10 protein-coding genes and 1 rRNA gene are annotated in these 26,976 nt (G+C 63.5%); 8 read left to right on the forward strand and 3 right to left on the reverse strand.

Going from position 1 to position 26,976, the window contains the following annotated elements; genetic code table 11:
• Positions 1-222: 222 nt before the first annotated feature.
• Together ACVWZ5_RS14815 and ACVWZ5_RS14820 are read left to right on the forward strand one after the other, a co-directional pair.
• Positions 223-15,492, forward strand: coding sequence for a retention module-containing protein (locus tag ACVWZ5_RS14815; protein ID WP_457340703.1), 15,270 nt, complete (start codon positions 223-225; stop codon positions 15,490-15,492).
• Between the two features lie 160 nt (positions 15,493-15,652).
• Positions 15,653-15,994: a hypothetical protein gene (locus ACVWZ5_RS14820; RefSeq protein ID WP_028693096.1), complete on the forward strand. Its 342-nt coding sequence runs from the start codon at positions 15,653-15,655 to the stop codon at positions 15,992-15,994.
• A 35-nt stretch (positions 15,995-16,029) separates the two neighbouring features.
• Here ACVWZ5_RS14820 and lapD read toward each other — a convergent pair whose 3' ends face one another.
• Positions 16,030-17,976, reverse strand: coding sequence for a cyclic di-GMP receptor LapD (lapD, locus tag ACVWZ5_RS14825; RefSeq protein ID WP_457340704.1), 1,947 nt, complete (start codon positions 17,974-17,976; stop codon positions 16,030-16,032).
• Between the two features lie 10 nt (positions 17,977-17,986).
• Entirely contained in the window at positions 17,987-18,688 is a 702-nt protein-coding gene (lapG, locus tag ACVWZ5_RS14830; protein WP_232532218.1) for a cysteine protease LapG, read from the reverse strand.
• 271 nt (positions 18,689-18,959) lie between these two features.
• Here lapG and ACVWZ5_RS14835 point away from each other — a divergent pair, with 271 nt between their 5' ends.
• The 6 genes from ACVWZ5_RS14835 to ACVWZ5_RS14860 all read left to right on the forward strand — a co-directional run bounded on the left by ACVWZ5_RS14835 (position 18,960) and on the right by ACVWZ5_RS14860 (position 26,541).
• A complete protein-coding gene (locus ACVWZ5_RS14835) occupies positions 18,960-19,652 on the forward strand; it encodes a GntR family transcriptional regulator (RefSeq protein ID WP_062575578.1) in 693 nt (230 codons plus the stop codon).
• Between the two features lie 78 nt (positions 19,653-19,730).
• Positions 19,731-20,297: a hypothetical protein gene (locus ACVWZ5_RS14840; RefSeq protein ID WP_157763515.1), complete on the forward strand. Its 567-nt coding sequence runs from the start codon at positions 19,731-19,733 to the stop codon at positions 20,295-20,297.
• A gap of 600 nt (positions 20,298-20,897) precedes the next feature.
• Positions 20,898-21,674 carry a DUF3050 domain-containing protein gene (locus tag ACVWZ5_RS14845; RefSeq protein WP_062575580.1) on the forward strand — a complete coding sequence of 259 codons (777 nt, stop codon included), beginning with the start codon at positions 20,898-20,900 and terminating at the stop codon, positions 21,672-21,674.
• Positions 21,671-22,600 (forward strand): diiron oxygenase, encoded by a 930-nt coding sequence (locus ACVWZ5_RS14850; RefSeq protein WP_084943660.1) that lies wholly within the window; start codon positions 21,671-21,673, stop codon positions 22,598-22,600. The genes ACVWZ5_RS14845 and ACVWZ5_RS14850 overlap by 4 nt, the downstream gene beginning before the upstream one ends.
• A gap of 10 nt (positions 22,601-22,610) precedes the next feature.
• Positions 22,611-26,042 carry an amino acid adenylation domain-containing protein gene (locus ACVWZ5_RS14855; protein ID WP_457340705.1) on the forward strand — a complete coding sequence of 1,144 codons (3,432 nt, stop codon included), beginning with the start codon at positions 22,611-22,613 and terminating at the stop codon, positions 26,040-26,042.
• 31 nt (positions 26,043-26,073) lie between these two features.
• Positions 26,074-26,541, forward strand: a complete 468-nt coding sequence (locus ACVWZ5_RS14860) for an SRPBCC family protein (protein ID WP_062575583.1) — start codon at positions 26,074-26,076, stop codon at positions 26,539-26,541.
• 344 nt (positions 26,542-26,885) lie between these two features.
• Here the strand turns inward: ACVWZ5_RS14860 and rrf are convergent.
• A 5S ribosomal RNA gene (gene rrf / locus ACVWZ5_RS14865) occupies positions 26,886-26,976 on the reverse strand; the annotation flags it as partial.

The following is a 26,976-nucleotide window of genomic DNA, read 5'->3' on the forward strand; positions in this document are numbered from 1 at the left end:
AAAGGGCTTTGCTGGCCAAATATCAATGTGACATTACCTTGGCGATTGTTTAGGATGGCAGCCAGAAGGTCAATAGTTTGGCATAAACTTAATAGCCAGAAATTATAGACGTAAAATTGACGCAAATCAGCGTCAAAAACATATTTGAAACATTCCATCAGTCGCCGCCTCGAACGCCGGCCAGGCATGGAAGCCAACTGAACAGGTAGCCCGGAGAGTCCAATGAGCACTGTTGTCGCCATCGTCAAAAGCATTGTTGGCCAAGTCATCGCAGTTTCCCCAGAAGGCATCCGGCGCGTACTGATCGAAGGCGATCGCCTGCTGGCGGGCGAACAGGTAGACACCGGCGCGGGCGGCGCGGTCACCCTGGAACTGGCCGACGGCCGTGTGCTCGACCTGGGCCGCGACACCCAGTGGAGCGCCGATGCGCCCGACAGCAGCATCGACCTGAGCCAGGCCACCGCCCAGGCAGCGCCCTCGGTCGAAGAGCTGCAACAGGCCATCGCCGCCGGTGCCGACCCGACCACCGAGCTGGAAGCCACCGCAGCCGGTCCGGCCGCGGCAGGCGGCGGTTCGGTCGGCGGCGGACACAGCTTCGTCCTGCTCGAGGAGACCGCCGGGGTGGTCGACCCGACCATTGGCTTCCCCACCGGCCCTATCGGCTTCGCCAACGGCCTGGCGAACGAGGAACTGGGCGGACTGGACGGCAACGCTGCCGGCATCAACACGACCAACGTCCCGCTCACCACAGGGCTGACCCTGAGCGCCACCCCCACGATCACCGAGGCGGGTGGCGTCATCGTCTATACCGCCACCGTCGGCCAGCCACCGCTGACCAACCTGACCGTGACCCTGTCCAACGGCGCCGTCATCGTGATCCCGGCCGGCCAGACCACCGGCACCGTCAACGTCAACATCCCCGCCAACGACACACCCTACATCGATGGCGGCCAGATCTCCGCGACCATTACCGGCACGACTGGCGGTAACGGCCTGATTGTCACGCCAAGCACCACCCCGGCGGTGACCCAGGTAACCGACACCATCGACACCACCACCGCCACGCTCACCGCAACCCCGAGCGTGACCGAAGGTGGCGTGATCACCTACACCGTGACCTTGAACAACCCGGCCCAGACCCCGGTCACCGTCACTCTGTCCAATGGCCAGACCGTCACCATCGAGGCCGGCAAGTCGTCCGGTAGCGTCGACTTCCAGACTCCGGCGAACGACGTCTACAACAATGGCAGCACCGTCAGCACCACGATCACGGGGGCAACGGGTGGCAACTTCGAGAAACTGGAGCCGAACCCGACGCCAGCTGAAACGAAGATCAACGACTCGATCGACACCACCACCGCCACCCTGACCGCCACCCCGAGCGTCACCGAAGGCGGCGTGATCACCTATACCGTGACCCTGACCAACCCGGCCCAGACTCCGGTCACCGTCACCCTGTCCAACGGCCAGACCATCACCGTCAAGGCCGGCGAAAGCACCGGCAGCGTCGACTTCCAGACCCCGGCCAACGATGTGTTCGTCAATGGCAGCACGGTCAGCACCAGCATCACCAGTGCCACCGGCGGCAACTTCGAGAAGCTGGAACCCGACACCACGCCGACCCAGACCGTGATCAGCGACAGCATCGACACGGTGACCGTCAGCATCGCCAGCAATGGCAACGTGACCGAGGCCGAGCAGCCGACCTTCACCGTGTCGGTCAGCCAGAAGCTCGACCATGACCTGACCGTGACCCTGTCCAATGGTGCCACCGTGGTCATCAGCGCCGGTCAGACCCAGGCCACCTACAGCCTGCCGGCCCAGGGCGACGACGTGTTCAAGGACGCCAGCTCGGTGACCCTTGGCGTGACCGATGCCAGCGTGGCGGGCAAGACCTTCGAGAACCTGGAACTGGGTGGCGATGCCACCGTGCAGATCACCGACACCGTCAGTGAGGTCGTCGCGACCCTCACTGCCGACAAGACTACCGTGTCTGAAGGTGGCCAGATCACCTACACCGTGACGCTGACCAATGCCCAGGGTCTGCCGGTCAACGGCCACAATGGCCTGACCTTCACCCTGACCGACGGCACCAAGGTCACCATCCCGGCTGGCAGTGCCAGTGGCACCTTCACCATTACCGCACCGGACGATGTGTTCGTCGGTGGCCAACCTTCGATCGTCAACAAGATTGAATCGGTTGCCGGTGGCGACAACTTCGAGAAGCTGACCCTCGGCGACAACTCGGTTACCACGACCGTGACCGACGAACCAGGTACTGGCACGCCAGGCACCGACAACCAAGGCGACAAGGTCACCGTTACCATCGTCGGCAAAGGCGATGTCACCGAAGACCAGCAGCCGGCCTTCACCGTCAAGGTCAGCCAGAAGCTCGACCACGACCTGACCGTGACCCTGTCGAACGGCGACAAAGTCGTCATTCCGGCCGGTCAGACCGAAGCCGAGTACAAGGCCAAGGCCCAAGGCGACGACGTCTTCAAGGATGGCGATACCCTGACCGTCGGCATCACCGATGCCGCCGTTGACGGTAAGGCCTTCGAAAATCTGGAACTGGGTGGCAATGCCTCCGTCCAGATCACCGACACCGTCAGCGAGGTGGTGGCGACCCTCACCGCCGACAAGACCACCGTCACCGAAGGCGGCCAGATCACCTACACCGTGACCCTGACCAACGCCCAAGGCCTGTCGGTCACTGGCCACAATGGCCTGACCTTCACCTTGACCGACGGCACCAAGGTCACCATTCCAGCCGGCAGCGCCAGCGGTACCTTCACCATCACTGCACCGGACGACGTGTTCGTCGGTGGCCAGCCGAGCATCGTCAACAAGATCGAATCGGTTGCCGGTGGCGACAACTTCGAGAAGCTGACCCTCGGTGACAACACCGTCACCACGAGCGTGACCGATGAGCCGGGTACCGGCACCCCAGGCACTGACAACCAGGGCGACAAGGTCTCCGTTACCATCGTCGGCAACGGCAACGTCACCGAAGACCAGCAGCCATCATTCACCATCAAGGTCAGCCAGAAGCTCGACCACGACCTGACCGTCACCTTGTCCAACGGTGACAAGGTGGTCATCCCAGCCGGCCAGACCGAAGCCGAGTACAAGGCGAAAGCCCAAGGTGATGACGTCTTCAAAGACGGCGACACCCTGACCGTCGGCATCACCGATGCTGCCGTTGACGGCAAGTCCTTCGAAAACCTGGAGCTGGGCGGCAACGCCTCGGTGCAGATCACCGACACCATCAGCGAGGTGGTTGCGACCCTCACCGCCGACAAGACCACCGTCACCGAAGGCGGCCAGATCACCTACACCGTGACCCTGACCAACGCCCAAGGCCTGTCGGTCACTGGCCACAATGGCCTGACCTTCACCTTGACCGACGGCACCAAGGTCACCATTCCAGCCGGCAGCACCAGCGGCACCTTCACCATCACCGCCCCTGACGATGTATTCGTCGGCGGCCAGCCTTCGATCGTCAACAAGATCGAAGGCGTCAGTGGCGCGGACAACTTCGAGAAGCTCACGCTGAGTGACAACACCGTCACCACGAGCGTGACTGATGAGCCTGGTACCGGCACTCCAGGCACCGACAACCAGGGCGACAAGGTCACCGTCACCATCGTCGGCAAAGGCGATGTCACCGAAGACCAGCAGCCGGCCTTCACCGTCAAGGTCAGCCAGAAGCTCGACCATGACCTGACCGTGACCCTGTCGAACGGCGACAAGGTCGTGATCCCTGCCGGTCAGACCGAGGCCGAGTACAAGGCGAAAGCCCAAGGTGATGACGTCTTCAAGGACGGCGACACCCTGACCGTCGGCATCACCGATGCTGCCGTCGATGGCAAAGCCTTCGAGAATCTGGAGCTGGGCGGCAACGCTTCGGTGCAAATCACCGACACCGTCAGCGAAGTCGTCGCGACCCTCACCGCCGACAAGACCACTGTGTCCGAAGGTGGCCAGATCACTTACACCGTGACGCTCACCAACGCCCAAGGCCTGTCGGTCACCGGCCACAACGGCCTGACCTTCACTCTGACCGATGGCACCAAGGTCACCATTCCAGCCGGCAGCGCCAGCGGCACCTTCACCATCACTGCACCGGACGACGTGTTCGTCGGCGGCCAGCCTTCGATCGTCAACAAGATCGAAGGCGTCAGCGGAACGGACAACTTCGAGAAGCTCACGCTGGGTGACAACACCGTCACCACGAGCGTGACTGATGAGCCTGGTACCGGCATTCCAGGCACCGACAACCAGGGCGACAAGGTCACCGTCACCATCGTCGGCAAAGGCGATGTCACCGAAGACCAGCAGCCGGCCTTCACCGTCAAGGTCAGCCAGAAACTGGACCACGACCTGACCGTGACCCTGTCGAACGGCGACAAAGTCGTCATTCCGGCCGGTCAGACCGAAGCCGAGTACAAAGCCAAGGCCCAGGGCGACGACGTCTTCAAGGATGGCGATACCCTGACCGTCGGCATCACCGATGCCGCCGTTGACGGTAAGGCCTTCGAGAACCTGGAGCTGGGCGGCAATGCCTCCGTCCAGATCACCGACACCGTCAGCGAGGTCGTTGCGACCCTGACTGCGGATAAGACCACGGTCACTGAAGGCGGCCAGATCACCTACACCGTGACCCTGACCAATGCCCAGGGTCTGCCGGTCAACGGCCACAATGGCCTGACCTTCACCCTGACTGATGGCACCAAGGTCACCATTCCGGCCGGTAGCGCCAGCGGTACCTTCACCATCACCGCTCCGGACGACGTGTTCGTTGGTGGTCAACCAACCATCACCAACAAGCTGGAAAGCGTGACCGGTGCCGACAACTTCGAAAAACTGACCCTGGGTCAGGACGAAGTGAAGACCTCCGTCACTGACGAGCCGGGCACTGGCACTCCAGGCACCGACAACCAGGGCGACAAGGTCACCGTCACCATCGTCGGCAAAGGCGACGTCACCGAAGACCAGCAGCCCGCCTTCACCGTCAAGGTCAGCCAGAAGCTCGACCATGACCTCACCGTGACCCTGTCGAACGGCGACAAGGTCGTGATCCCTGCCGGTCAGACCGAGGCCGAGTACAAGGCGAAAGCCCAAGGTGATGACGTCTTCAAAGACGGCGACACCCTGACCGTCGGCATCACCGATGCCACGGTCACCGGCAAGACCTTCGAGAATCTAGAACTGGGCGGCAACGCCTCGGTGCAGATCACCGACACTATCAGTGAAGTGGTTGCGACCCTCACCGCCGACAAAACCACCGTCACCGAAGGCGGCCAGGTCACCTACACCGTGACCCTGACCAACGTCCAAGGTCTGCCGGTCAACGGCCACAATGGCCTGACCTTCACCCTGACTGATGGCACCAAGGTGACCATTCCGGCTGGCAGCGCCAGCGGTACCTTCACCATCACCGCCCCGAGCGACGTATTCGTCGGCGGCCAGCCCTCGATCGTGAACAAGCTTGAAGGTGTCAGCGGCGCGGACAACTTCGAGAAGCTGACCCTCGGCAAGGAAACACTCACCACCACCGTCACTGATGATCCGGATACCGGCAACAAGGTGTCCGTCACCATTGTCAGCAACGGCGATGTCACCGAAGACCTGCAACCGTCCTTTACCGTCAAGGTAAACCAGAAACTGGACCAGGACCTGACCGTCACCTTGAGCAACGGCGCCAAGGTGGTGATTCCAGCTGGCCAGACCCAGATCGAGTACAAGGCGGATGCCCAGGGCGATGACGTCTTCAAGGATGGCAGCTCGCTGACCGTCGGCATCACTGATGCAGTCGTTGATGGCAAGACCTTCGAGAATCTGGAATTGGGCGGCAACGCCACCGTGCAGATCACCGACACCGTCAGTGAGGTCGTCGCGACCCTCACTGCCGACAAGACCACCGTCAGCGAAGGTGGCCAGATCACCTACACCGTGACGCTGACCAATGCCCAGGGTCTGCCGGTCAATGGCCATAACGGCCTGACCTTCACCCTGACCGATGGCACCAAGGTGACCATTCCGGCTGGCAGTGCCAGCGGTACCTTCACCATCACTGCACCGGACGATGTATTCGTCGGTGGCCAGCCGAGCATCGTCAACAAGATCGAATCGGTTGCCGGTGGCGATAATTTCGAGAAGCTGACCCTCGGCGACAACACCGTCACCACAAGTGTGACTGACGAGCCAGGCACTGGCACTCCAGGCACCGACAACCAGGGCGACAAGGTCACCGTCACCATCGTTGGCAAAGGCGATGTCACTGAAGACCAGCAGCCAGCCTTCACCGTCAAGGTCAGCCAGAAACTGGACCACGACCTGACCGTGACTCTGTCGAACGGCGACAAGGTCGTGATCCCTGCCGGTCAGACCGAGGCCGAGTACAAGGCGAAAGCCCAAGGTGATGACGTCTTCAAGGACGGTGACACCCTGACAGTTGGCATCACCGACGCTGCCGTCGATGGTAAGGCCTTCGAGAATCTGGAGCTGGGCGGCAACGCCTCGGTTCAGATCACCGACACCGTCAGCGAGGTCGTTGCGACCCTGACCGCGGATAAGACCACGGTCACTGAAGGCGGCCAGATCACCTACACCGTGACCCTGACCAATGCCCAAGGTCTGCCGGTCAACGGCCACAATGGCCTGACCTTCACCCTGTCTGATGGCACCAAGGTCACCATTCCGGCCGGTAGCGCCAGCGGTACCTTCACCATCACTGCACCGGACGACGTGTTCGTTGGTGGTCAACCGACCATTACCAACAAACTGGAAAGCGTGACCGGTGCCGACAACTTCGAAAAACTGACCCTGAGTCAGGACGAAGTGAAGACCTCCGTCACTGACGAGCCGGGCACTGGCACTCCAGGCACCGACAACCAGGGCGACAAGGTCACCGTCACCATCGTCGGCAAAGGCGATGTCACCGAAGACCAGCAGCCGGCCTTCACCGTCAAGGTCAGCCAGAAGCTGGACCATGACCTGACCGTGACCCTGTCGAACGGCGACAAAGTCGTCATTCCAGCCGGCCAGACCGAAGCCGAGTACAAAGCCAAGGCCCAGGGCGAAGACGTTTTCAAGGATGGCGATACCCTGACCGTCGGCATCACCGATGCCGCCGTTGACGGTAAGGCCTTCGAAAATCTGGAACTGGGTGGCAATGCCTCCGTCCAGATCACCGACACCGTCAGCGAGGTGGTGGCGACCCTCACCGCCGACAAGACCACCGTCACCGAAGGCGGCCAGATCACCTACACCGTGACCCTGACCAACGCCCAAGGCCTGTCGGTCACTGGCCACAATGGCCTGACCTTCACCTTGACCGACGGCACCAAGGTCACCATTCCAGCCGGCAGCGCCAGCGGTACCTTCACCATCACTGCACCGGACGACGTGTTCGTCGGCGGCCAGCCTTCGATCGTCAACAAGATCGAGTCGGTTGCCGGTGGCGACAACTTCGAGAAGCTGACCCTCGGCGACAACACGATCACCACGACCGTGACCGATGAGCCAGGCACTGGCACTCCAGGCACCGACAACCAGGGCGACAAGGTCACCGTCACCATCGTCGGCAAAGGCGACGTCACCGAAGACCAGCAGCCGGCCTTCACCGTCAAGGTCAGCCAGAAGCTCGACCATGACCTGACCGTGACCCTGTCGAACGGCGACAAGGTCGTGATCCCTGCCGGTCAGACCGAGGCCGAGTACAAGGCGAAAGCCCAAGGTGATGACGTCTTCAAGGACGGCGACACCCTGACCGTCGGCATCACCGATGCTGCCGTCGATGGCAAAGCCTTCGAGAACCTGGAGCTGGGCGGCAACGCCTCGGTGCAGATCACCGACACCATCAGTGAAGTGGTTGCGACCCTCACCGCCGACAAGACCACCGTCACCGAAGGCGGCCAGGTCACCTACACCGTGACCCTGACCAATGCCCAGGGTCTGCCGGTCAATGGCCACAACGGCCTGACCTTCACCCTGACCGATGGCACCAAAGTCGCCATTCCAGCCGGCAGCGCCAGCGGTACCTTCACCATCACTGCACCGGACGACGTGTTCGTCGGTGGCCAGCCGAGCATCGTCAACAAGATCGAATCGGTTGCCGGTGGCGACAACTTCGAGAAGCTGACCCTCGGTGACAACACCGTCACCACGAGCGTGACCGATGAGCCGGGTACCGGCACCCCAGGCACTGACAACCAGGGCGACAAGGTCTCCGTTACCATCGTCGGCAACGGCAACGTCACCGAAGACCAGCAGCCATCGTTCACCGTCAAGGTCAGCCAGAAACTTGGCCAGGACCTGACCGTCACCCTGAGCAATGGCGACAAAGTCGTCATTCCAGCCGGTCAGACCCAGGTCGAGTACAAAGCCGCAGCCCAGGGCGACGACGTGTTCAAGGATGGCAGCTCGCTGACCGTCGGCATCACCGATGCCGCAGTCACCGGCAAGACCTTCGAGAACCTCGAGCTGGGTGGCAACGCCACCGTGCAGATCACCGACACCATCAGTGAAGTGGTCGCCACCCTGTCCGCCGACAAGACCACCGTGTCCGAAGGCGGCCAGATCACCTACACCGTGACCCTGACCAACGCCCAGGGCCTGTCGGTCACCGGCCACAACGGCCTGACCTTTACCCTCAGCGACGGCACCAAGGTCACCATCCCGGCCGGCAGCGCCAGCGGTACCGCCATCATCACGGCGCCTGACGACGTCTTCGTTGGCGGCCAGGCCACCATCAGCAACAAGATCACCGGCGTCACCGGTGCCGACAACTTCGAGAAACTGACCCTGGGTCAGAACGAAGTGCAGACCTCCGTGACCGACGAGCCGGGCACCGGAACTCCAGGCACCGACAACCAGGGCGACAAGGTATCCGTCACCATCGTCGGCAACGGCAACGTCACCGAAGACCAGCAGCCGTCGTTCACCGTCAAGGTCAGCCAGAAGCTTGGCTACGACCTGACCGTCACCCTGTCCAACGGCGACAAGGTGGTGATCCCGGCAGGTCAGACCCAGACCGAGTACAAGGCCGCCGCACAGGGCGACGACGTGTTCAAGGACGGCAGCTCGCTGACCGTCGGTATCACCGATGCCACGGTTCCGGGCCATACCTTCGAGAACCTCGAGCTGGGTGGCAACGCCACCGTGCAAATCACCGACACCATCAGTGAAGTCGTGGCCACCTTGTCCGCCGACAAGACCACCGTTGCCGAAGGCGGCCAGATCACCTACACCGTGACCCTGACCAACGCCCAGGGCCTGTCGGTCACCGGCCACAATGGCCTGACCTTCACCCTGACCGACGGCACCAAGGTCACCATCCCGGCCGGCAGCGCCAGCGGCACCTTCACCATCACCGCCGCGGACGATGTATTCGTCGGCGGTCAGCCGACCATCAGCAACAAGATCACTGGTGTCACCGGTGCCGACAACTTCGAGAAACTGACCCTGGGTCAGAACGAAGTGAAGACTACCGTCACCGACGAACCAGGTTCGGGCACCCCAGGCACCGACAACCAGGGCGACAAGGTCTCCGTCACCATCGTCGGCAACGGCAACGTCAACGAAGCCCAGCAGCCGTCGTTCACCGTCAAGGTCAGCCAGAAGCTCGACCAGGACCTGACCGTCACCCTGAGCAATGGCGCCAAGGTGATCATCCCGGCCGGCCAGACCCAGGTCGAGTACAAGGCCAACGCCCAAGGTGATGATGTGTTCAAGGACGGCAGCTCGCTGACCGTCGGCATCACCGATGCCACGGTCACCGGCAAGACCTTCGAGAATCTGGAACTGGGCGGCAACGCCACCGTGCAGATCACCGACACCATCAGTGAAGTCGTGGCCACCTTGTCCGCCGACAAGACCACTGTCACTGAGGGTGGCCAGATCACCTACACCGTGACCCTGACCAACGCCCAGGGCCTGTCGGTCACCGGTCATAACGGCCTGACCTTCACCCTGTCCGACGGCACCAAGGTCACCATCCCAGCCGGCAGCGCCACTGGCACTGCCACCATCACCGCACCGGACGACGTGTTCGTCGGCGGCCAGGCCACCATCAGCAACAAGATCACCGGCGTCACCGGTGCCGACAACTTCGAGAAACTGACCCTGGGTCAGAACGAAGTGAAGACCTCGGTCACCGACGAACCGGGCTCGGGCACTCCAGGCACCGACAACCAGGGCGACAAGGTCTCGGTCACCATCGTCGGCAACGGCGATGTCAACGAAGCCCAGCAGCCGTCGTTCACCGTCAAGGTCAGCCAGAAGCTCGACCAGGACCTCACCGTGACCCTGAGCAATGGCGCCAAGGTAGTTATCCCTGCCGGCCAGACCCAGGTCGAGTACAAGGCGCCGGTCCAGGGCGACGACGTATTCAAGGACGGCGGCCCGCTCACCGTCGGCATCACCGATGCCAGCGTGGTCGGCAAGGCCTTCGAGAACCTCGAGCTCGGCGGTTCGGCCACCGTGCAGATCAGCGACACCATCAGCGAAGTGGTCGCGACCCTGTCCGCCGACAAGACCACGGTTGCCGAGGGTGGCCAGTTCACCTACACCGTGACCCTGACCAACGCCCAGGGCCTCTCGGTCACCGGCCACAACGGCCTGACCTTCACCCTGTCCGACGGCACCAAGGTCACCATCCCGGCCGGCAGCGCCACTGGTACGGTCACCATCACCGCCAAGGACGACGTGTTCGTCGGCGGCCAGCCGAGCATCGTCAACAAGATCGAGTCCGTCACCGGTGGCGGCAACTTCGAGAAGCTGACCCTCGGCAGCAATACCCTGACCACCACGGTGACCGACGAACCGGGCTCGGGCACTCCAGGCACCGGCAACCAGGGCGACAAGGTCTCCGTTACCATCGTCGGCAACGGCAACGTCACCGAAGACCAGCAGCCGTCGTTCACCGTCAAGGTCAGCCAGAAGCTCGACCAGGACCTGACCGTCACCCTGAGCAATGGCGCCAAGGTAGTCATTCCGGCCGGCCAGACCCAGGTCGAGTACAAGGCCGCCGCCCAAGGCGACGACGTGTTCAAGGACGGCAGCTCGCTGACCGTCGGCATCACCGATGCCACAGTCACCGGCAAGACCTTCGAGAACCTCGAGCTGGGTGGCAATGCCACCGTGCAGATCACCGACACCATCAGTGAAGTCGTGGCCACCTTGTCCGCCGACAAGACCACCGTTTCCGAAGGCGGCCAGATCACCTACACCGTGACCCTGACCAACGCCCAGGGCCTGTCGGTCACCGGCCACAATGGCCTGACCTTCACCCTGACCGACGGCACCAAGGTCACCATCCCGGCCGGCAGCGCCAGCGGCACCTTCACCATCACCGCCGCAGACGATGTATTCGTCGGCGGTCAGCCGACCATCAGCAACAAGATCACCGGCGTCACCGGCGCGGACAACTTCGAGAAGCTGACCCTGGGTCAGAACGAAGTGAAGACTACCGTCACCGACGAGCCAGGTTCGGGCACCCCGGGCACCGGCAACCAGGGCGACAAGGTTTCGGTCACCATCGTCGGCAACGGCAACGTCACCGAAGACCAGCAGCCGTCGTTCACCGTCAAGGTCAGCCAGAAGCTGGCACAGGACCTGACCGTGACCCTGAGCAACGGTGCCAAGGTGATCATCCCGGCCGGCCAGACCCAGGTCGAGTACAAGGCCGCCGCCCAGGGCGACGACGTGTTCAAGGATGGCAGCTCGCTGACCGTAGGCATCACCGATGCCACCGTCACCGGCAAGACCTTCGAAAATCTGGAACTGGGCGGCAACGCCACCGTGCAGATCAGCGACACCATCAGTGAAGTGGTCGCCACCCTGTCCGCCGACAAGACTACCGTCAGCGAAGGCGGCCAGGTCACCTACACCGTGACCCTGACCAACGCCCAGGGCCTGTCGGTCACCGGCCACAATGGCCTGACCTTCACCCTGACCGATGGCACCAAGGTCACCATCCCGGCCGGCAGCGCCAGCGGCACCTTCACCATCACCGCCAAGGACGACCCGTACGTCGGTGGCCAGCCGAACATCGTCAACAAGATCGAATCGGTCGCCGGCGGCGACAACTTCGAGAAGCTGACCCTGGGCAGCAACACCGTCACCACCAGCGTCACCGACGAGCCGAGCGGCCAGGGCGACCTGACCACCGTCGGCATCAGCGGCGACACCTCGGTGACCGAAGGTGACACCGCCCACTACAACCTGACCCTGAGCAACCCGTCGAAGTCCGAGGTGACCATCACCCTGACCTACAGCGGCACCGCCACCGACGGCCAGGACTTCACCGGCGTGGTCACCGTGAAGATCCCGGCGGGCAGCAGCGGCACCGCCTTCGACATCAAGACCATCGACGACAAGCTGGTCGAGGGCTCGGAGAACTTTACGGTCAAGATCAGCGGCGCCACGGGCGGCGGCTTCGAGAACCTGCAGGTCGACGCCGGCAAGTCCAGCGTCACCACCACCATCATCGACAACGACCACGCGCCGGTGTCGACCGGTGGCGCCGTGACCGGCAGCGAAGACACCGACTACGTGTTCAAGTGGGGCGACTTCAACGTCAGTGACGCCGATGGCAACACCGGCCTGTCGGTGACCATCAGCAAGCTGCCGGACCTGGGCAGCCTGAAGTTCTTCAACGGCACCTCGTGGGTCGATGTGTCGCTGAACCAGAACATCAGCCAGGCCGACATCGCCGCCGGCAAGCTCAAGTTCGTGCCACTGGCCAACCAGTCGGGCGTCGACGGCTATGGTGGCAGCGGCGTGGGCAACAAGCAGGCCGACTACGCGCAGATCAAGTACAAGCCCAACGACGGCACCAACGCCGGCGGCGAAGTGACCATGAAGGTCGATATCGCGCCAGTGGCCGACAAGCCTGACCTGAACATCGGCAACAACAACGTCAACTCCATCGGCCTGCTCAAGGAAACCTGGAACAGCCTCACCGGCCTGGGTAACAACGGCAACGGCATCACCGGCGATGCGCTGAAGAACGTCTTCGCCAACTCCGGCAATGCCAGCAAGAGCGAGACCGTCACCGGCGTCGACACGGTCGCCACCGTGACGCCTGGCACGGGCTCGAAGACCTCCGGCCTGATCTACCTGGAAGCCGGCAAGACCTATGCGTTCAGCGGCACCGCCGACGACAGCCTGCAGATCGTCGTGGGTGGCAAGAACGTCGCCAGCGGCACCTGGGGCTCGGGCAGCGGCGCCATCTCCGGCAGCTTCACCCCGACCACCAGCGGCTACTACACCCTGGAGATCTACAACGCCAACCAGGCCGGCCCCGGCAGCCTGGACGTCAACATCAAGGTGGGCAACGGCGCGGTCACCGACCTCAACAGCTCGAACATCCCGATGTACCCGAGCGTCAAGGACCTGACCAACGCCGGCGTGACCGTCGGCGACCTGCACGGTAGCAACAACCAGGGCTACTACGACGGCTACAAGCTCAACGAAGGCAGTGAGAACGGCGCCCCGGTCAAGCTGGTGGGCATCAGCACCAACCTGACCGACACCGACGGCTCCGAATCCCTGAGCGTCAAGCTCAGCGGCATCCCGGCAGGCTCTGTGCTGGCCGACAACGCCGGCCACACCATCACCGTCGGCAAGGACGCGGTGGACGTCACCGGCTGGAACCTGGGTGGCCTGACCATCAAGCCACCGGCCTACTACGCCGGCCAGTTCGACGTGAAGGTCAGCTCGACCTCCACCGAGAGCGTCGGCGGCAGCACCGCGACCAGCGAAGGCACCATCAAGGTCACGGTCTACCCGCAGTCCTACACCACCAGCAACCTGTCTTCGGACAGCGACAACATCACCGGTACCGACGGCAACGATGTGGTGGTGGCCGACGTCACCGGCCTGCACGTGGTGCCAGGCCAGGACTACAACCTCGCCTTCATCGTCGACACCTCGGGCAGCATGGGCTCGTCCGGCGTGGATGCGGCGAAGAAGTCCCTGGAATCGGTGTTCAAGACCCTGGCCGCCAGCGTCAAGGGCGACCAGTCGGGTACCGTGAACATCCTCCTGGTGGACTTCGCCACCCAGGTCAAGAGCAACGTTGCGGTGACCCTGAACGATGCAGGCCTGCAAACCTTGCTCAATGCCCTGAACACGCTCAATGCCAACGGCGGCACCAACTACGAGGATGCCTTCAAGACCACCGCCAACTGGTTCCAGTCTCTCAAGGCCGCAGGGAATACCGGCAGCAACCAGACCTTCTTCATTACCGATGGCCAGCCGACCTACTACCAGGCCAACGAGCAAGGCAACCCAAACCTGGGCACTAGCGGTAACAGCTTCGACAGCTACCTGGCCTCCATCAATTACAAGGCTGGCATGACGGTCAGCAAGTACCTGGACAACACGAACTACATCACCATCGGGAGCGACGGAGCGCTGACCGTACAGACCTATGGCCGGGGAGGTTGGAGTACAACGCTATCGGGTGACATTCGCGCCGACGGTATTGGTGGCTATGAACTGTCGACACGCGGAGGAAGTGGATCCAGCACAAGCACCACCACCACGAACAACTCGCAGGACAGCTTCAAGCTGCTCTCGGGCCTGTCCGAGGTCGAGGCCATCGGCCTCAACAACGGCGTCAACACCAACGACCTGAAACCGTACGACACCGACGGCAAGCCGCAGACCAACATCGACCCGAGCAAGCTGGCCGAGGCGATCCTCGGCCATACCGAAGTCACCCAGCCGGGCAACGACACGGTCAATGGCGGCGACGGCAATGACATCATCTTTGGCGACCTGATGGTCTTCGACGGTGTTGCCGGCACCGGTGTCGAGGCGATCCGCGGCTATGTCGCCGACAAGCTGGGCGTCGACTCGGGCAGCGTGGACGCGCGGGCGATGCACAAGTACATCACCGAGAACTACGCCGAGTTCGATGTCTCGCGTAGCAACGACGGCGCCGATACCCTGCTGGGCGGCAACGGCAACGACATCATCTTCGGCCAGGGTGGCAACGACTACATCGACGGCGGCAAGGGCAACGACATTCTGCTCGGTGGCACCGGCAACGACACCCTGCTCGGCGGCGAAGGCAACGACATCCTGTTCGGCGGTGCCGGCAATGACATCCTCATCGGCGGCAAGGGCGACGACATCATGACCGGCGGCAGCGGTGCCGACATCTTCGTGTGGAAGGCCGGCGACCTGGGCAAGGACGTGATCAAGGACTTCAAGGCCAGCGAGGGCGACCGCCTCGACCTGAGCGACCTGCTCCAGGGCGAGAAGGCCAGCACCATCGACAACTTCCTGAAGATCACCACGGTCAATGGCGAGTCGACCCTGCAGGTCAGCACCGAAGGCAAGCTCAACGCCGCCGGCGGCCTGGCCAACGCCGACGTGACCATCAAGCTCGAGGGCGTGAACTGGTCCAACACCACGATCAACTCGTTGATCAGCGGCGCCGACCCGACCATCAAGATCGACAACTCCAACAGCTGATCCCCCTCCCCGCCCACGGCCCGCAAGGGCCGGCGTCGGGGCGCGGGCTTTTCCAGCCATCCCTTCACGCGCATACTCGTGCACCGGGCTTACATGCCCGGTGAACTTTGCCTATGCTGCTGACTACCAAAAAGGATTCATCGTGACGAGGGACGCCGCCATGTTCTACGTGCAACGCGACGCCGAAGGCCAGTTGCTGCGGGTGGAAGCCGCCGCGTTTGACGGTTTTACCGACATGGTCCCGGCAGACAATGCCGAGATCCAGGAATGGTTCGCCGACGACGTTGTCGAGAACAGCCTCAAGCAGCTCAAGCAGAGCGACCTGGACATGATCCGGGTACTGGAGGACCTGATCGAAGTGTTGACCGCCAAGGGCGTATTCAGCATCACCGACCTGCCACCGGGCGCCCAGGCCAAGCTGCTCAACCGCTCCACCGCACGCAAGGCGCTGGGCGGCCTGAACAACCTGATCGAGGAAGACGAGGACGGCGGGTTGATCTGATCACGCGCCCCTTGTATGCCCCCGCAGGGTACCGCTCAACGCCAGGGCGCCGGCCCACCCACCAGTTGCCCCTGGATCCCCTGCACGCCCATCTCCCGCAATACCTTCAACTCCCCTTCGGTCTCGACCCGCTCGGCGATCAACGGCAGGTCGATGCTGTGCGCCGCGCGCTGGATGGCCTCAATGAACAGGCGCTTGTGCCGCTCCTGGTCGATGTTGCGGATGTAGCCACCGTCGATCTTCAGGTAGGCCAGCCCCAGGTGGGCGAGGTTGCCGATCATGCTGAAGCGCCCGCCGAAGCGCTGCAGCGCCAGGCTGAAGCCCAGTGCGCGCAGGCGTCGGGTCAGTTGTTCCAGCGCCGACTGCTCGGGCAATTGCTCCTCGCCAATCTCGAATGTCAGCCGCCGCCCCAGTGCACCATGCTGGCCCAGCAGCTCGTAAACCCGCTGCAGCGCCTTGGGATCGGCCAGGGTCGCGGCCGACAGGTTCAGCGCCAGCGCCTCGCCATGCCCCTGCAAGTGCTTGAGCACTTTTTCCAGCACCAGCAGGTCCAGCCGCGCCATCCAGCCGAAGCGCTCCAGCCACGGCAGGAAACGGCCGGCCGCCAGGGCTTCGCCCTGCTCATCGTGCAGGCGCGAGATGACCTTGTAGTGCAGCACCCGCTCCGGCGCCCTGGCATCCACGACCGGCTGGAAGAACAGCTCGAACTGCCCCTTGCCCAACGCCTGGTCCAGGCGCGTGTGCCAGGCGTGGTGGCTGTCGGCGGCCTGGCCTGCGGCGCCCTGCTCCAAGCATACCCACCCCGGCGCGGGCTGGCTCTCGGCGCGGGCCAGGGCTTCGTCGGCGAGCTTGAGCAACGCTGGCGGGGCATCCCCAGGACTGTAGGGCGCCAGGCCGATGCAGGCCACCGGGTCGACATCGCTGGCGCCGGTCTCGTGCAAGCTCTGCAAGGTGGTTTCCAGGGCCTGGGCCAACTGGATCGCCTCGTCATGCACCATGCCCGGCGCCAACACCGCGAACTCGCCGCCACGGCTACGGGTGATCAGGTCATTGGTCTCGGGGAAGTTCGCACAGGTGCGGCGCAACTGCTCGCCCACCGCCTGCAGCAACTGGTCGGTGCGCTGGCCACCCAGGCGCGCATTCAGGCCCGCCAGGTCCTGGACCCTCAGCAACAGCAGGTAGCCGGCCCGGGCCTCCTCCAGGTTGCTGACCCGGGCATTGAGCTGCATTTCGAAGTAACGGCGGTTGGCCAGCCCGGTGAGGCTGTCCTGGTACGACTCGGCACGCAGTTTCTCGCTGCGCTCGGCCTGCTCGGTGAACAGCGCCTTGAGCTTCTCGACCATCTGGTTCATCGCCTGCACCACCCGGCGCAGCTCGGGCGTACGCGGCAACTCCGGCAGGCTGAGGAACTCACGGCGGGCAATGGCGTGGGACTGCGCCACCATGTAGTCGAGCGGCCGCAACTGGCGACGCAGCAGCAGGGCCCCGAGCACCGCGCTCGCCGCGCCGCACAGCAGCAACCAACCCAGGCTGCCAAGGGCGCTCTGCCAGAGCTTGGCCAGGGCAAACATCGGATGGCTGATCACCTCGACCCGCGCCGCCTGCTGCCAGCCACGGCTGACAATGGCGTCACCGCCGGCCGGGTCCAGGCCGATCAGCTGGATGAACCAACCCGGCACGCTCCCCGCGTCGGGCTCGGCATGGCGCTCGACCAGCACGGCACTGGAGTCCAGGTCGATGACCTTGATACTCGAATAGTAGCCACTGTCGAAGATCGAGCTGACCATCAGCTCGACCATCGCCGGATCGTCGATGTTCGGCGTCAGCGACAGCGCCAGCGCGGTCGCCGCATCCTGGGCATGGGAACGCAGCTGGTTGACGTACTGGCTGCGCGAGCTCTCCAGGCTGACCATGAAGCTGCCACTGAAGGCGACCACCAGGAACAGGCAAATGGCTAGCAGCAATTGTTTGAACAGTGACATCTGTGCTCCTTCAGTAAACCGGTTCGGCCGGGAACCCTTCGGCCTGCATTTTCTTCAGCAAGTCCTGCCACCGTGACAGGCGCTTGGTGTCGCCGACCTTCTTGTTGCCGCCAGCTCCGGTCAGCCACAGGCCTTCACCATTGAAGGCATACACCGGCAGCAGGTCGGTACGCTGGCTGGCCGGCTTGATCGCGTCCATCAGGCTGTCGAGCACCAGAGGCTGGGCCTGTGGGCTTGAATAATAGGTCAGGACCATGTGCGCACGGTTCTGGCGCAGGGCCTTGACGTAGGTGATGCGCAGCTTCTCCGCCGGAACGCCCATGCGCCGCAGGCTGAAATACTTGGCGATGGCATAGTCCTCGCAATCACCCGCGCCCTTGATCAGCGACTGCACCGGCGTGGCCCAGTAGTCCACCTCGTGCCACAGGTCGATGTCCTCGACGTAGCGCAACTGCTTGTTGAAGAACAGGTTGACCACCTGCAACTGCTCCAGCTCGCTACCCTGCTTCTGTGCCGTCAACAGGTTCTGCCAGGCATCGATGCGTCCCTGGCCCGGGCCCAACGGGCCGTACAGGGCCTGCGCACGGCGGCTGATCTGCGAGAAGTCCCAATCCGCCTGGGTAGCGCCCAGCCACAGGCAGCCGAGCAGCACGGCAAGGCCGAGCCGGCGTACGGTCGCATTGAGGGGCCAAGGTATCGCCACTGCGGACACCTGTTCAGATCAGTCGAAAGCAGCGATGGTGCGGGCTGGCGCGGCAAAAGACAATGGCACCGGGTGCCCGTGCTGCCAACTGTCGGCAAACCCGCTTCGTACAAGGGCTGGCGACCTTGGCCATCTTCCCAATGCCGGCAACTTGCTTCACGATAGCCGCGTTTCGTCAGTGCGCCATGGCGCACCGGCTTGATCAATCCGTTTGACAAGCGCCCCCTACCCTCACTAGGGTTATTGGATCCAATTTTCATGTTGCCGAGGCGAACCCCGCGTGGCTGAGAAACCCAAACTCCTGAGCACCGTGCTGGGCAGCGAGCAGGTACCGCCGCACCTGGCCCGCGGTGTCATCGAAGAGCGCCTGCGCAGTGCCATCCTCGACGGCCGCCTGCCACCGGGCACCGCCGTGCGCCAGCAAGAGCTGGCGACCCTGTTCGGCGTCAGCCGCATGCCTGTGCGCGAGGCCCTGCGCCAGCTCGAGGCCCAGTCCCTGCTGCAGGTGGTGATGCACAAAGGGGCCGTGGTGGCGCCACTGATCGGCGAGGATGCCGTCGACACCTACGCCTTGCGCGTGCTGCTCGAGACCGAGGCGCTGCGCCAGTCGATCCCCTTGCTCGATGCCGACGACATCGCCCAGGCCAGGGCGTATATCCGCCAACTGGAGAACGAGACCCGCCACGCCGAGATCGGCCGGCTCAACCGTTTGTTCCACATGGCCCTCTACAGCAAGGCGCAGAACCAGAAACTGCTGCGCATGATCGAGATCGAGCTCAACGAAGAGGAACGCTTCCTTCGCTTCCACCTGTCTTCGATGGGGCTGGGCAAGCTCACCCAGGACGATCACATCGCCCTGGTCGACGCCGCCAGCGACAAACTGGTGGACGAAGCCATCGAGCTCCTGGAAGAGCACCTGAACCACGCCGCGCGCACCATCAGGAGCTACCTCGACAGGCAATCGGCCAACTGATCCTGCTCAACCGCGCAGCCGACTTCAGCGACCGCGTCGCTGCGCAGACACGATCCGCCACAAGGAACGGCAGTGCACGTGCAGACGCGACAGGAAACCACGCCCGACCAGCCGTCCAGGATCCGCCTGATCTGCCTGGCCAGCACCCGGCAACAACTTGCCCAGTATCGTACCTGGGCAAGAACCCTCAGCGACCCCATCGAACTGGTCGCGGTCGATGTCCCGAGCATTGCCGACCTGGAACAGTCCGCCGCACTGCCCGTGGCCGGGCGCCTGACCCTGGCCCTGCGCGAGCAGCTTCAGCCCTACCTTGCACAACCCCACGCCATGTTCGCCCAAGGGTTGGGCGCGCACATCGCCCTAGCCCTGATCCAACAGGTGCAGGAGGCGAGTCCGGGGCTAACCCGTCACTTGTTTGTTTCAAGCTGTGACAGCCCGCAGTTCAGTACCAGCAACCTTCCATTGCATGTGCCGATGACCGTGCTCTACCCGCCTGGCTCCCTGGCGGCGATGCTCGGCTGGCACAGACTGGTAAGGCGGGAGCTGGAGCTGATTGAATTGCCGGGGCAATCGGTCGATGCCTCGCTGCTCAACCAGCGTCTGGTGCGCATCTTCAACAGCCACCTCGGGCTGCTCAGCTACTAACCCTCCCCTCCTGCCATCCACACGCTGATCAGGGTATTTCCACTGCCCGGTCCGTCGCAGGCCATGGCAGTGCCAGCATTTTGGGCACACTCTACTCCCCGCAGCGGCCGCTGATCATCAGACGTGGACCTGGCCGCCTGCCTCCTCATTCACCTGCAGAAGGAATCTGGCACCAGGGCAAGGACCGCACGCGATCAGCCGCCCTCCAATAGTCATTCTCCCATCTCCGTTCATCAGTGCTCCGAGTGAGGCATTCACTCTGTGTCTATTTTTCTGATCGTTATTTATCGGAAGGAGCACATATTGCCAAAATAAAACTTACTCAAAGTTTTATTCGGACACTTATATTTCAAGAAAAGTCCGAGCATAAAATAATCAAAAAAACAATTGCTACAAACTTTGAAGTTGTTCTAACTTTTATAGCGCCAGCCAAGGGCGGCCAGGCATCACCGTGGACGCCTTGCCAGACAAGCCCTGCCGGCCTCTGCTCGTTGTTCGATGTCGACATTTCGTTCGAGGCATCACTTCGCCTGGAATTTATATAAAGAACAATATGCAGAGCAACTTAACCCCTGAATGCCATCCTTAACGGACCTCATCATGAGCACATTGAAGCGCACACTTTCCGACAAGAAACATGAACTTTCCCTGCACCCACTCTTTTCCGAAATCGACTCGCTGCAGACACTGCGCCGGTTCATGGAAACCCATGTTTTTGCAGTCTGGGACTTCATGTCACTGACCAAGCGCCTGCAGCAGGAGCTGACCTGCGTCAGCCTGCCCTGGCTACCGCCGGCGGACCCGGCCGCTGCGCGTCTGATCAACGAGATCGTGCTGGGCGAAGAGTCGGACGACCGCCTCGACCACGGCCACTACAGCCACTTCGAGCTGTACCTGGATGCCATGCGCGAAGTCGGCGCCAGCACCCAGGCCATCGATCGCTTCATCACCCTGCAGCAGCAGGGCATCACGGCCATCGATGCCCTGCAGCGCTGCGGTGCCAGTGAGGCCGCCCAGCGATTCGTCCGCGACACCCTCGAGGTGGCCCTCGACGCACCGGCCCACCGGGTCGCGGCCGCCTTCCTGCACGGCCGGGAAAGCGTGATCCCGGCGATGTTCCAGCAGATCCTCGACGAGTGGGGCATCGGCACCGAGCAGGCGCCGACCTTCCGTTACTACCTGCAGCGCCACATCGAGGTGGACTCCGAAGACCATGGGCCTGCCGCCGAGCAGTTGCTCGCTCGCCTGGTCGACCACGACCCGCTGCGCCAGGAAGACGTCTACGTGGCCGCCATCGCCGCAGTGGACAGCCGCATGGCGCTGTGGGACCGCCTGCGGGCCTCGCTGCAGACGCCTGTCGCCGAGGTCACCCCATGAACGCCCTTGAGTACCGCTCCTTTGCCGAGGCCTGGGAGGCTCGGGCGACCATACGCACCCGGCCCCGGCGCCTGGTGGAGGATGACCAGCGACTGATCTACCCCCTGAGCCGCCAACCCCTGGTGCTCGGCGCGACGTTCCAGCGCGAATGTCCTCAGTTGCGTGATTTCGTGCTGGTGCAAAGCCTCTACAAGTTCATCAACGATGTGGTGATCTTCGAGACCGAAATCGTCGACCGTACAGCCCGGCGCATCGCCAAGGATCGCTTTGCCGTGCGGTTCCCGTTCGCCTGCCGCTACGACGCGATGACCGTGGTGGTGGACGAGGACTATCACGCCCTGGTGGCGATGGACTTCCTGCAGCAGACCATCGCCCTGACCGGCATCGAGCCGATCGCCCTGCCCCAGGAGATCGAACTCAGCCGCGCCATTCCGGCCGTGCTGGACCGGGTGCCCGAGGGCCTGCGCGATGCGCTGGAGCTGATCTGCGTGGGCATCGCCGAGAACACCCTGACCGACGATGTCGCGGCCTTTGCCAAGGACGACTCGGTCAAACCCTCGGTGAAGGGACTGATGGCCGATCACCTGCTGGACGAAGGCCGTCATTCCAGCTTCTGGGCGCGGCTTACGCGCATCTACTGGCACAGCGCGCCAGAAACGGATCGCCAGGCGATCGCCAGGGTGCTGCCGCTGTTCCTGCGCCAGTACCTGACCAGCGACATCCAGCAGGCTTTCGACTGCGCCCTGATCGCCGCCTTGCCGGTGAATGAAACGGTGCGCCAGGCCTTGCGTGAGGAAGCGCAAGGCCTGGCCTACCCGATCAATCACCAACATCCGCTGCTGGGCAACATCCTGCGTTTCTTCCGCAGCAGCTCGATGCTCGAGTCGCCCTGTGTGCAAGACGCACTGCGCGACTACCTGCCCTGAGGACCTGGATATGAGACGCCTCGACATACTCCTGGTGGGCAACAGTCCCACCCTGAAGGCATTCGCCCGCCTCCTTGACGAGCACGGCCATGGCCCGGCCACCGTCGACAGCGCGCAAGCCTTGCGCCAGCAGCTGTCGGCCCGGCCGGACCTGGTGGTGGAAGATGGCAGCCTGGCCCTGGGCAGCTGCGACTGGCATGCCCTGGGTAACACGCCACTGCTCAGGCTGCGCCTGGGCGCCAGCTTCGCCGAGCCCCTGCCGCAACTGGAAGCCCTGTGCTGGTGCGGCAGTGCCAGCGCCCAGCGGCTGATCCAGCGAGCGGCGATCCCCGCGCCGGGCTCCGGCAACGGCCAGCAGTTGCGTGAAGACGCCCTGCGGGCCCTGTGTGATCAACTGGCCCTGCAGGTCACCCGATTTGCCCGCAATCCGACGTACCTGCAGGAAGCGCCCGCAGTCAGCCCCGGTGACCAGGAGCGCGAGCACGGCTTGGACTGGCTGGAGGTACTGGCCTACCGCCATCCATTCAACCGCACACTGCGCGCCGAGCTGCTGGAGCAGGCCGAAACGAGCCTGGTCGAGACACTGGAGCACAGCCTGCGCCTGCATGCCGAATGCCCCGCGCTGAACCACGCCGGCCAGCGCTCAAGCTATCGCCAGTTGCATGCCCGCACCGTCGCCATCCAGCAGGCCCTGGTACCGTTGCTGCCTGAACCCGGTGAACAGCCACCGGTGGTCGCCGTGTGCATGGACAAGTCGCCTGACCTTTATGCCAGCCTGCTGGCGGCGCTGGGCTGTGCGGCCATCTACCTGCCGCTGGACCCGGCCACACCGGCCGAACGACGCCAGTCGATCCTCGAGGATGCCGGTGCCTGCGTCGTGCTGCATGACGGGCATGTGCCTGTGGATATCCCCCATGTGGATGTTCGCAGCCTCGCAACGACACCGGGCATGCCGTTGCCTGGCCTGGCGCTGCGCCAGGCCGGCGCAGGGCAGGCTTGCGTGGCGATCTACACCTCCGGCACCACCGGCCAGCCCAAGGGCGTGCTGCTCAGCCAGCGCAACCTGGCGCACTTCATGGCCTGGTATCGCGAGCATGTGGCCCTGGACGGGCACAGCCGGGTGCTGCAGTTCTCCACCATCGGCTTCGATGCCTCGCTGCTGGACATCCTGCCGACCTTCCTCTGCGGTGCCGAGCTGGTAGTGCCCAGCGAGGACCAACGCCGTGATCCGCGGCAACTGGTACAACTTATCCACAGCCAGGAGGTCAGCCATGCGTTCCTGCCACCGGCCCTGCTGAGCATCCTGCCCCGCGACCTCCACCTCGGCCTGCGTCATCTGATCACTGGCGGCGACGTCTGTGAGCCGCAGGTCATCACCCGCCTGGCCGGCCAGTGCCGGATGCACAACATCTACGGGCCGACGGAAACCACCGTGCTGGCGACCACCCGGGTGTTCGCCAACGGCGACAGCAACCGCAACCTGGGCCTGCCCATCGCCAACACCCAGGTGCTGATACTTGACCAGGATCTGCGACCGGTCGCGGAGCAGACCCCTGGCGAGCTGTACATCGCCGGGCCCGGTGTCGGCCTGGGCTATCTGAACAAGCCTGCACTGACCGCCGAACGCTTCGTCGAGCTGAGCCTGCCCGCAGGCCGCACGCTGCGAGCCTATCGCACCGGAGACATTGGCAAGTGGACCGCCCAGGGCATCGAGCTGTGCGGACGGCGGGACAACCAGGTGAAGATCCGAGGCTTCCGGGTCGAGCCCGAGGAGATCGAACACTGCCTGCGCGACAGTCACCTGTTCGCCCAGGTAGCGGTGGTGATCGACGCGCAGCGCCGGATCCTGGCCTTCCTCGCCCATCCGCAGCGGGCCGATGCGCAAGCCGTGTTGCGTGAGCATGCCGAGCGGCACCTACCCGACTACATGCGCCCGATGTTCTACCAGGTGCTGGAGCACATGCCCTATACGGCCAACGGCAAGGTGGACCGCCGGGCACTGTCGGCACGACCACTGACCCTACCGACGAACGCGCGCATCGCACCGACGACCGAGACCGAGAAGCGCCTGCTGCAGCTGTGGAGCGGGTTGCTGGAACTGCCACCAGCCGACATCTCCATGGACGACAGCTTCTTCAATCTGGGCGGGCACTCGATCCTGCTGTCACGCCTGTTGCTGGAGATCCGGGAACACTTCGGCCAAGGTGTGGCAATCAACCGTTTCATCGAGCAGCCGACCCTGCAGCGCCTGGGTGCGCTGCTCGACGGCAATGATGATGCGCTGCAGACCTCCCTGGCGCGCCTGGAGCAGGACGCCAACCGCGATCTCGGCTTGCAGGTACTGCCGATGGAACGTCTGGGCGATGTGCACAAGGTCATCGTCACGGGGGCAAACAGCTTCCTTGGCGTGCACCTGGTCGAAGCCTTGCTGGAATGGGGCGCCACCGAAGTCGCCTGTCTGGTACGCCGAGCCGGTGGGCGGTCCGCCGAGGAGCGCTTCACCCAGGCCCTGCAGGAAAACCACATCAACCTGGACCTGAGCCGCGTGCGGGTACTCGAGGCAGACCTGCGCAAGCCGCTGCTGGGCTTGTCCCAGGCCGATTACGACGACCTGGACAACCACTATGGCGCCCTGCTGCACAACGCCGCGCAGGTCAACCATGTGCTCGACTACGAGGTGCTGGCCGCCGACAACATCGAGCCGTTGTTCGAGTGCCTGCGGCTGTGCGAAGGCCGACGCAAGAAGATCTTCAACTTCGTCTCGACCCTGTCCGCGTGCAGCGCCGTGGACAACGATGGTCGCGTGCTGGAGAGCGATCCGGCCAGTACCCCGCCGATCTATATCCGCAATGGCTACAACCTGAGCAAGTGGGTCGGCGAGCGCATCCTCAGCCGCGCCCGCGAGCAGGGCGTGTGGGTCAACCTGTTCCGCCCCGGCAACATCACCTTCGACAGCCGCACGGGCGCCTGCCAGCCCCAGCGCAATCGACTGATGCTGATGCTCAAGGGTTCGCTGCAACTGGGCCAGGTGCCGGGGCTGGAGATCGACTTCGACCTCATGCCAGTGGACTTCCTGTCCCGTTTCATCGCCTTCCACAGTAGCCGCCACCAGGCAGGCCAATGCGTGTTCAACCTGCACAACCCTGAACCGCTGCGCTGGCGTGACTACCTGGCGTCGTTCCAAGCGCAGGGCCACGCCTTCGAGCTGGTGAGCGTCGAGCAATGGCAGCACCAGTTGGCCCGGGTCGACCGCGACAACGCGCTGTACGACGTCCTGGGTTTCTATCTGGACGGTTTCGAGGAAGACATCGGCGACATCTCCGGCATCGCCCACGACAACGCCCGTGCCGGCGTTCAGCGCATGGGCGCCCGTTACCCGAGCAAGGACCCGACGCTGCTCAGCCGCGGCTGCCGCTACCTGGCCGACATCGGTTTTATCTGATCCCTTCAATCCGCAACAGGAGCAACATCCCATGCAAACACTCAAACCCGACACGCTGATCCGTAACCCGCAAGGCTGCCTGGTGGTTTCCAGCGTCGAGATCGCCGCCCCAGCCGCCAGCGTGTGGAACATCGTCGGCAACTTCGCCGGCTTCCCGGTGTTCATCCCTGCGCTGGCGCACATCGAGATGACCGGCAGTGGCGTGCGCTCGGTGCGCAAGAAGCTGTTCAAGGATGGCAACGTGGTGATCGAGCAGTTGAACAGCCGTGACGAGCAGGCCATGCACATGACCTGGAGCCTGATCTACACCAGCCTGAATATCGGCAACCTGTGGGCTGCCATGCAAGTGCAGGCGATCGATGCCAACCGCAGCCGTGCGACCTGGACCATCCAGGCCGAGCCCTGGGAGGGTGGTCCAGAGGCCCTGCCGGGCTTCCAGGCGTTCCTGCAGGGCTTTGCCGATGAGGCGATGGGCAATGTGCGTAACCTGCTGAGCTGATATCACTGGCAGGGGCGTATGCCCCGATAGCAAGAAGGCCGCTCCCAACCGGGAGCGGCCTTTTTTTGTCTTGGATGGCGGGGGTCGGGGGATGACTGTTCGGGCTGCGCTTTCGCGCAGGGTACAGGTTTTCAAGCATCAGCCCCGCGATCACCGGCGAAGCCGGTGCCATACACCGCATCGCGGGGCTAGCCCGCTCCCACGCTGCTGATGCTTGCAACTTTGTTCCCTGCGAGACAGCCCAGTCCAAGGCGCTGGGTTGTCTCATACAGCAATCACGTGCCTTGGTACCCTGAAAAGACAAAGCCCCTGACCGCATCGCGATCAGGGGCTTCGGAATTGAATCTTGACGATGACCTACTCTCACATGGGGAAGCCCCACACTACCATCGGCGATGCATCGTTTCACTGCTGAGTTCGGGATGGGATCAGGTG

The sequence above is a fragment of the Pseudomonas sp. TE6283 genome (assembly GCF_054060555.1).

What these genes read in the sequence shown, in the direction of transcription:
- ACVWZ5_RS14815 (WP_457340703.1), top strand. Translation starts at nt 223, where the DNA reads ATGAGCACTGTTGTCGCCATCGTCAAAAGCATTGTTGGCCAAGTCATC.
- ACVWZ5_RS14820 (WP_028693096.1), top strand. Translation starts at nt 15,653, where the DNA reads ATGTTCTACGTGCAACGCGACGCCGAAGGCCAGTTGCTGCGGGTGGAA.
- lapD (WP_457340704.1), bottom strand. Translation starts at nt 17,976, where the DNA reads ATGTCACTGTTCAAACAATTGCTGCTAGCCATTTGCCTGTTCCTGGTG.
- ACVWZ5_RS14845 (WP_062575580.1), top strand. Translation starts at nt 20,898, where the DNA reads ATGAGCACATTGAAGCGCACACTTTCCGACAAGAAACATGAACTTTCC.
- ACVWZ5_RS14850 (WP_084943660.1), top strand. Translation starts at nt 21,671, where the DNA reads ATGAACGCCCTTGAGTACCGCTCCTTTGCCGAGGCCTGGGAGGCTCGG.
- ACVWZ5_RS14855 (WP_457340705.1), top strand. Translation starts at nt 22,611, where the DNA reads ATGAGACGCCTCGACATACTCCTGGTGGGCAACAGTCCCACCCTGAAG.
- ACVWZ5_RS14860 (WP_062575583.1), top strand. Translation starts at nt 26,074, where the DNA reads ATGCAAACACTCAAACCCGACACGCTGATCCGTAACCCGCAAGGCTGC.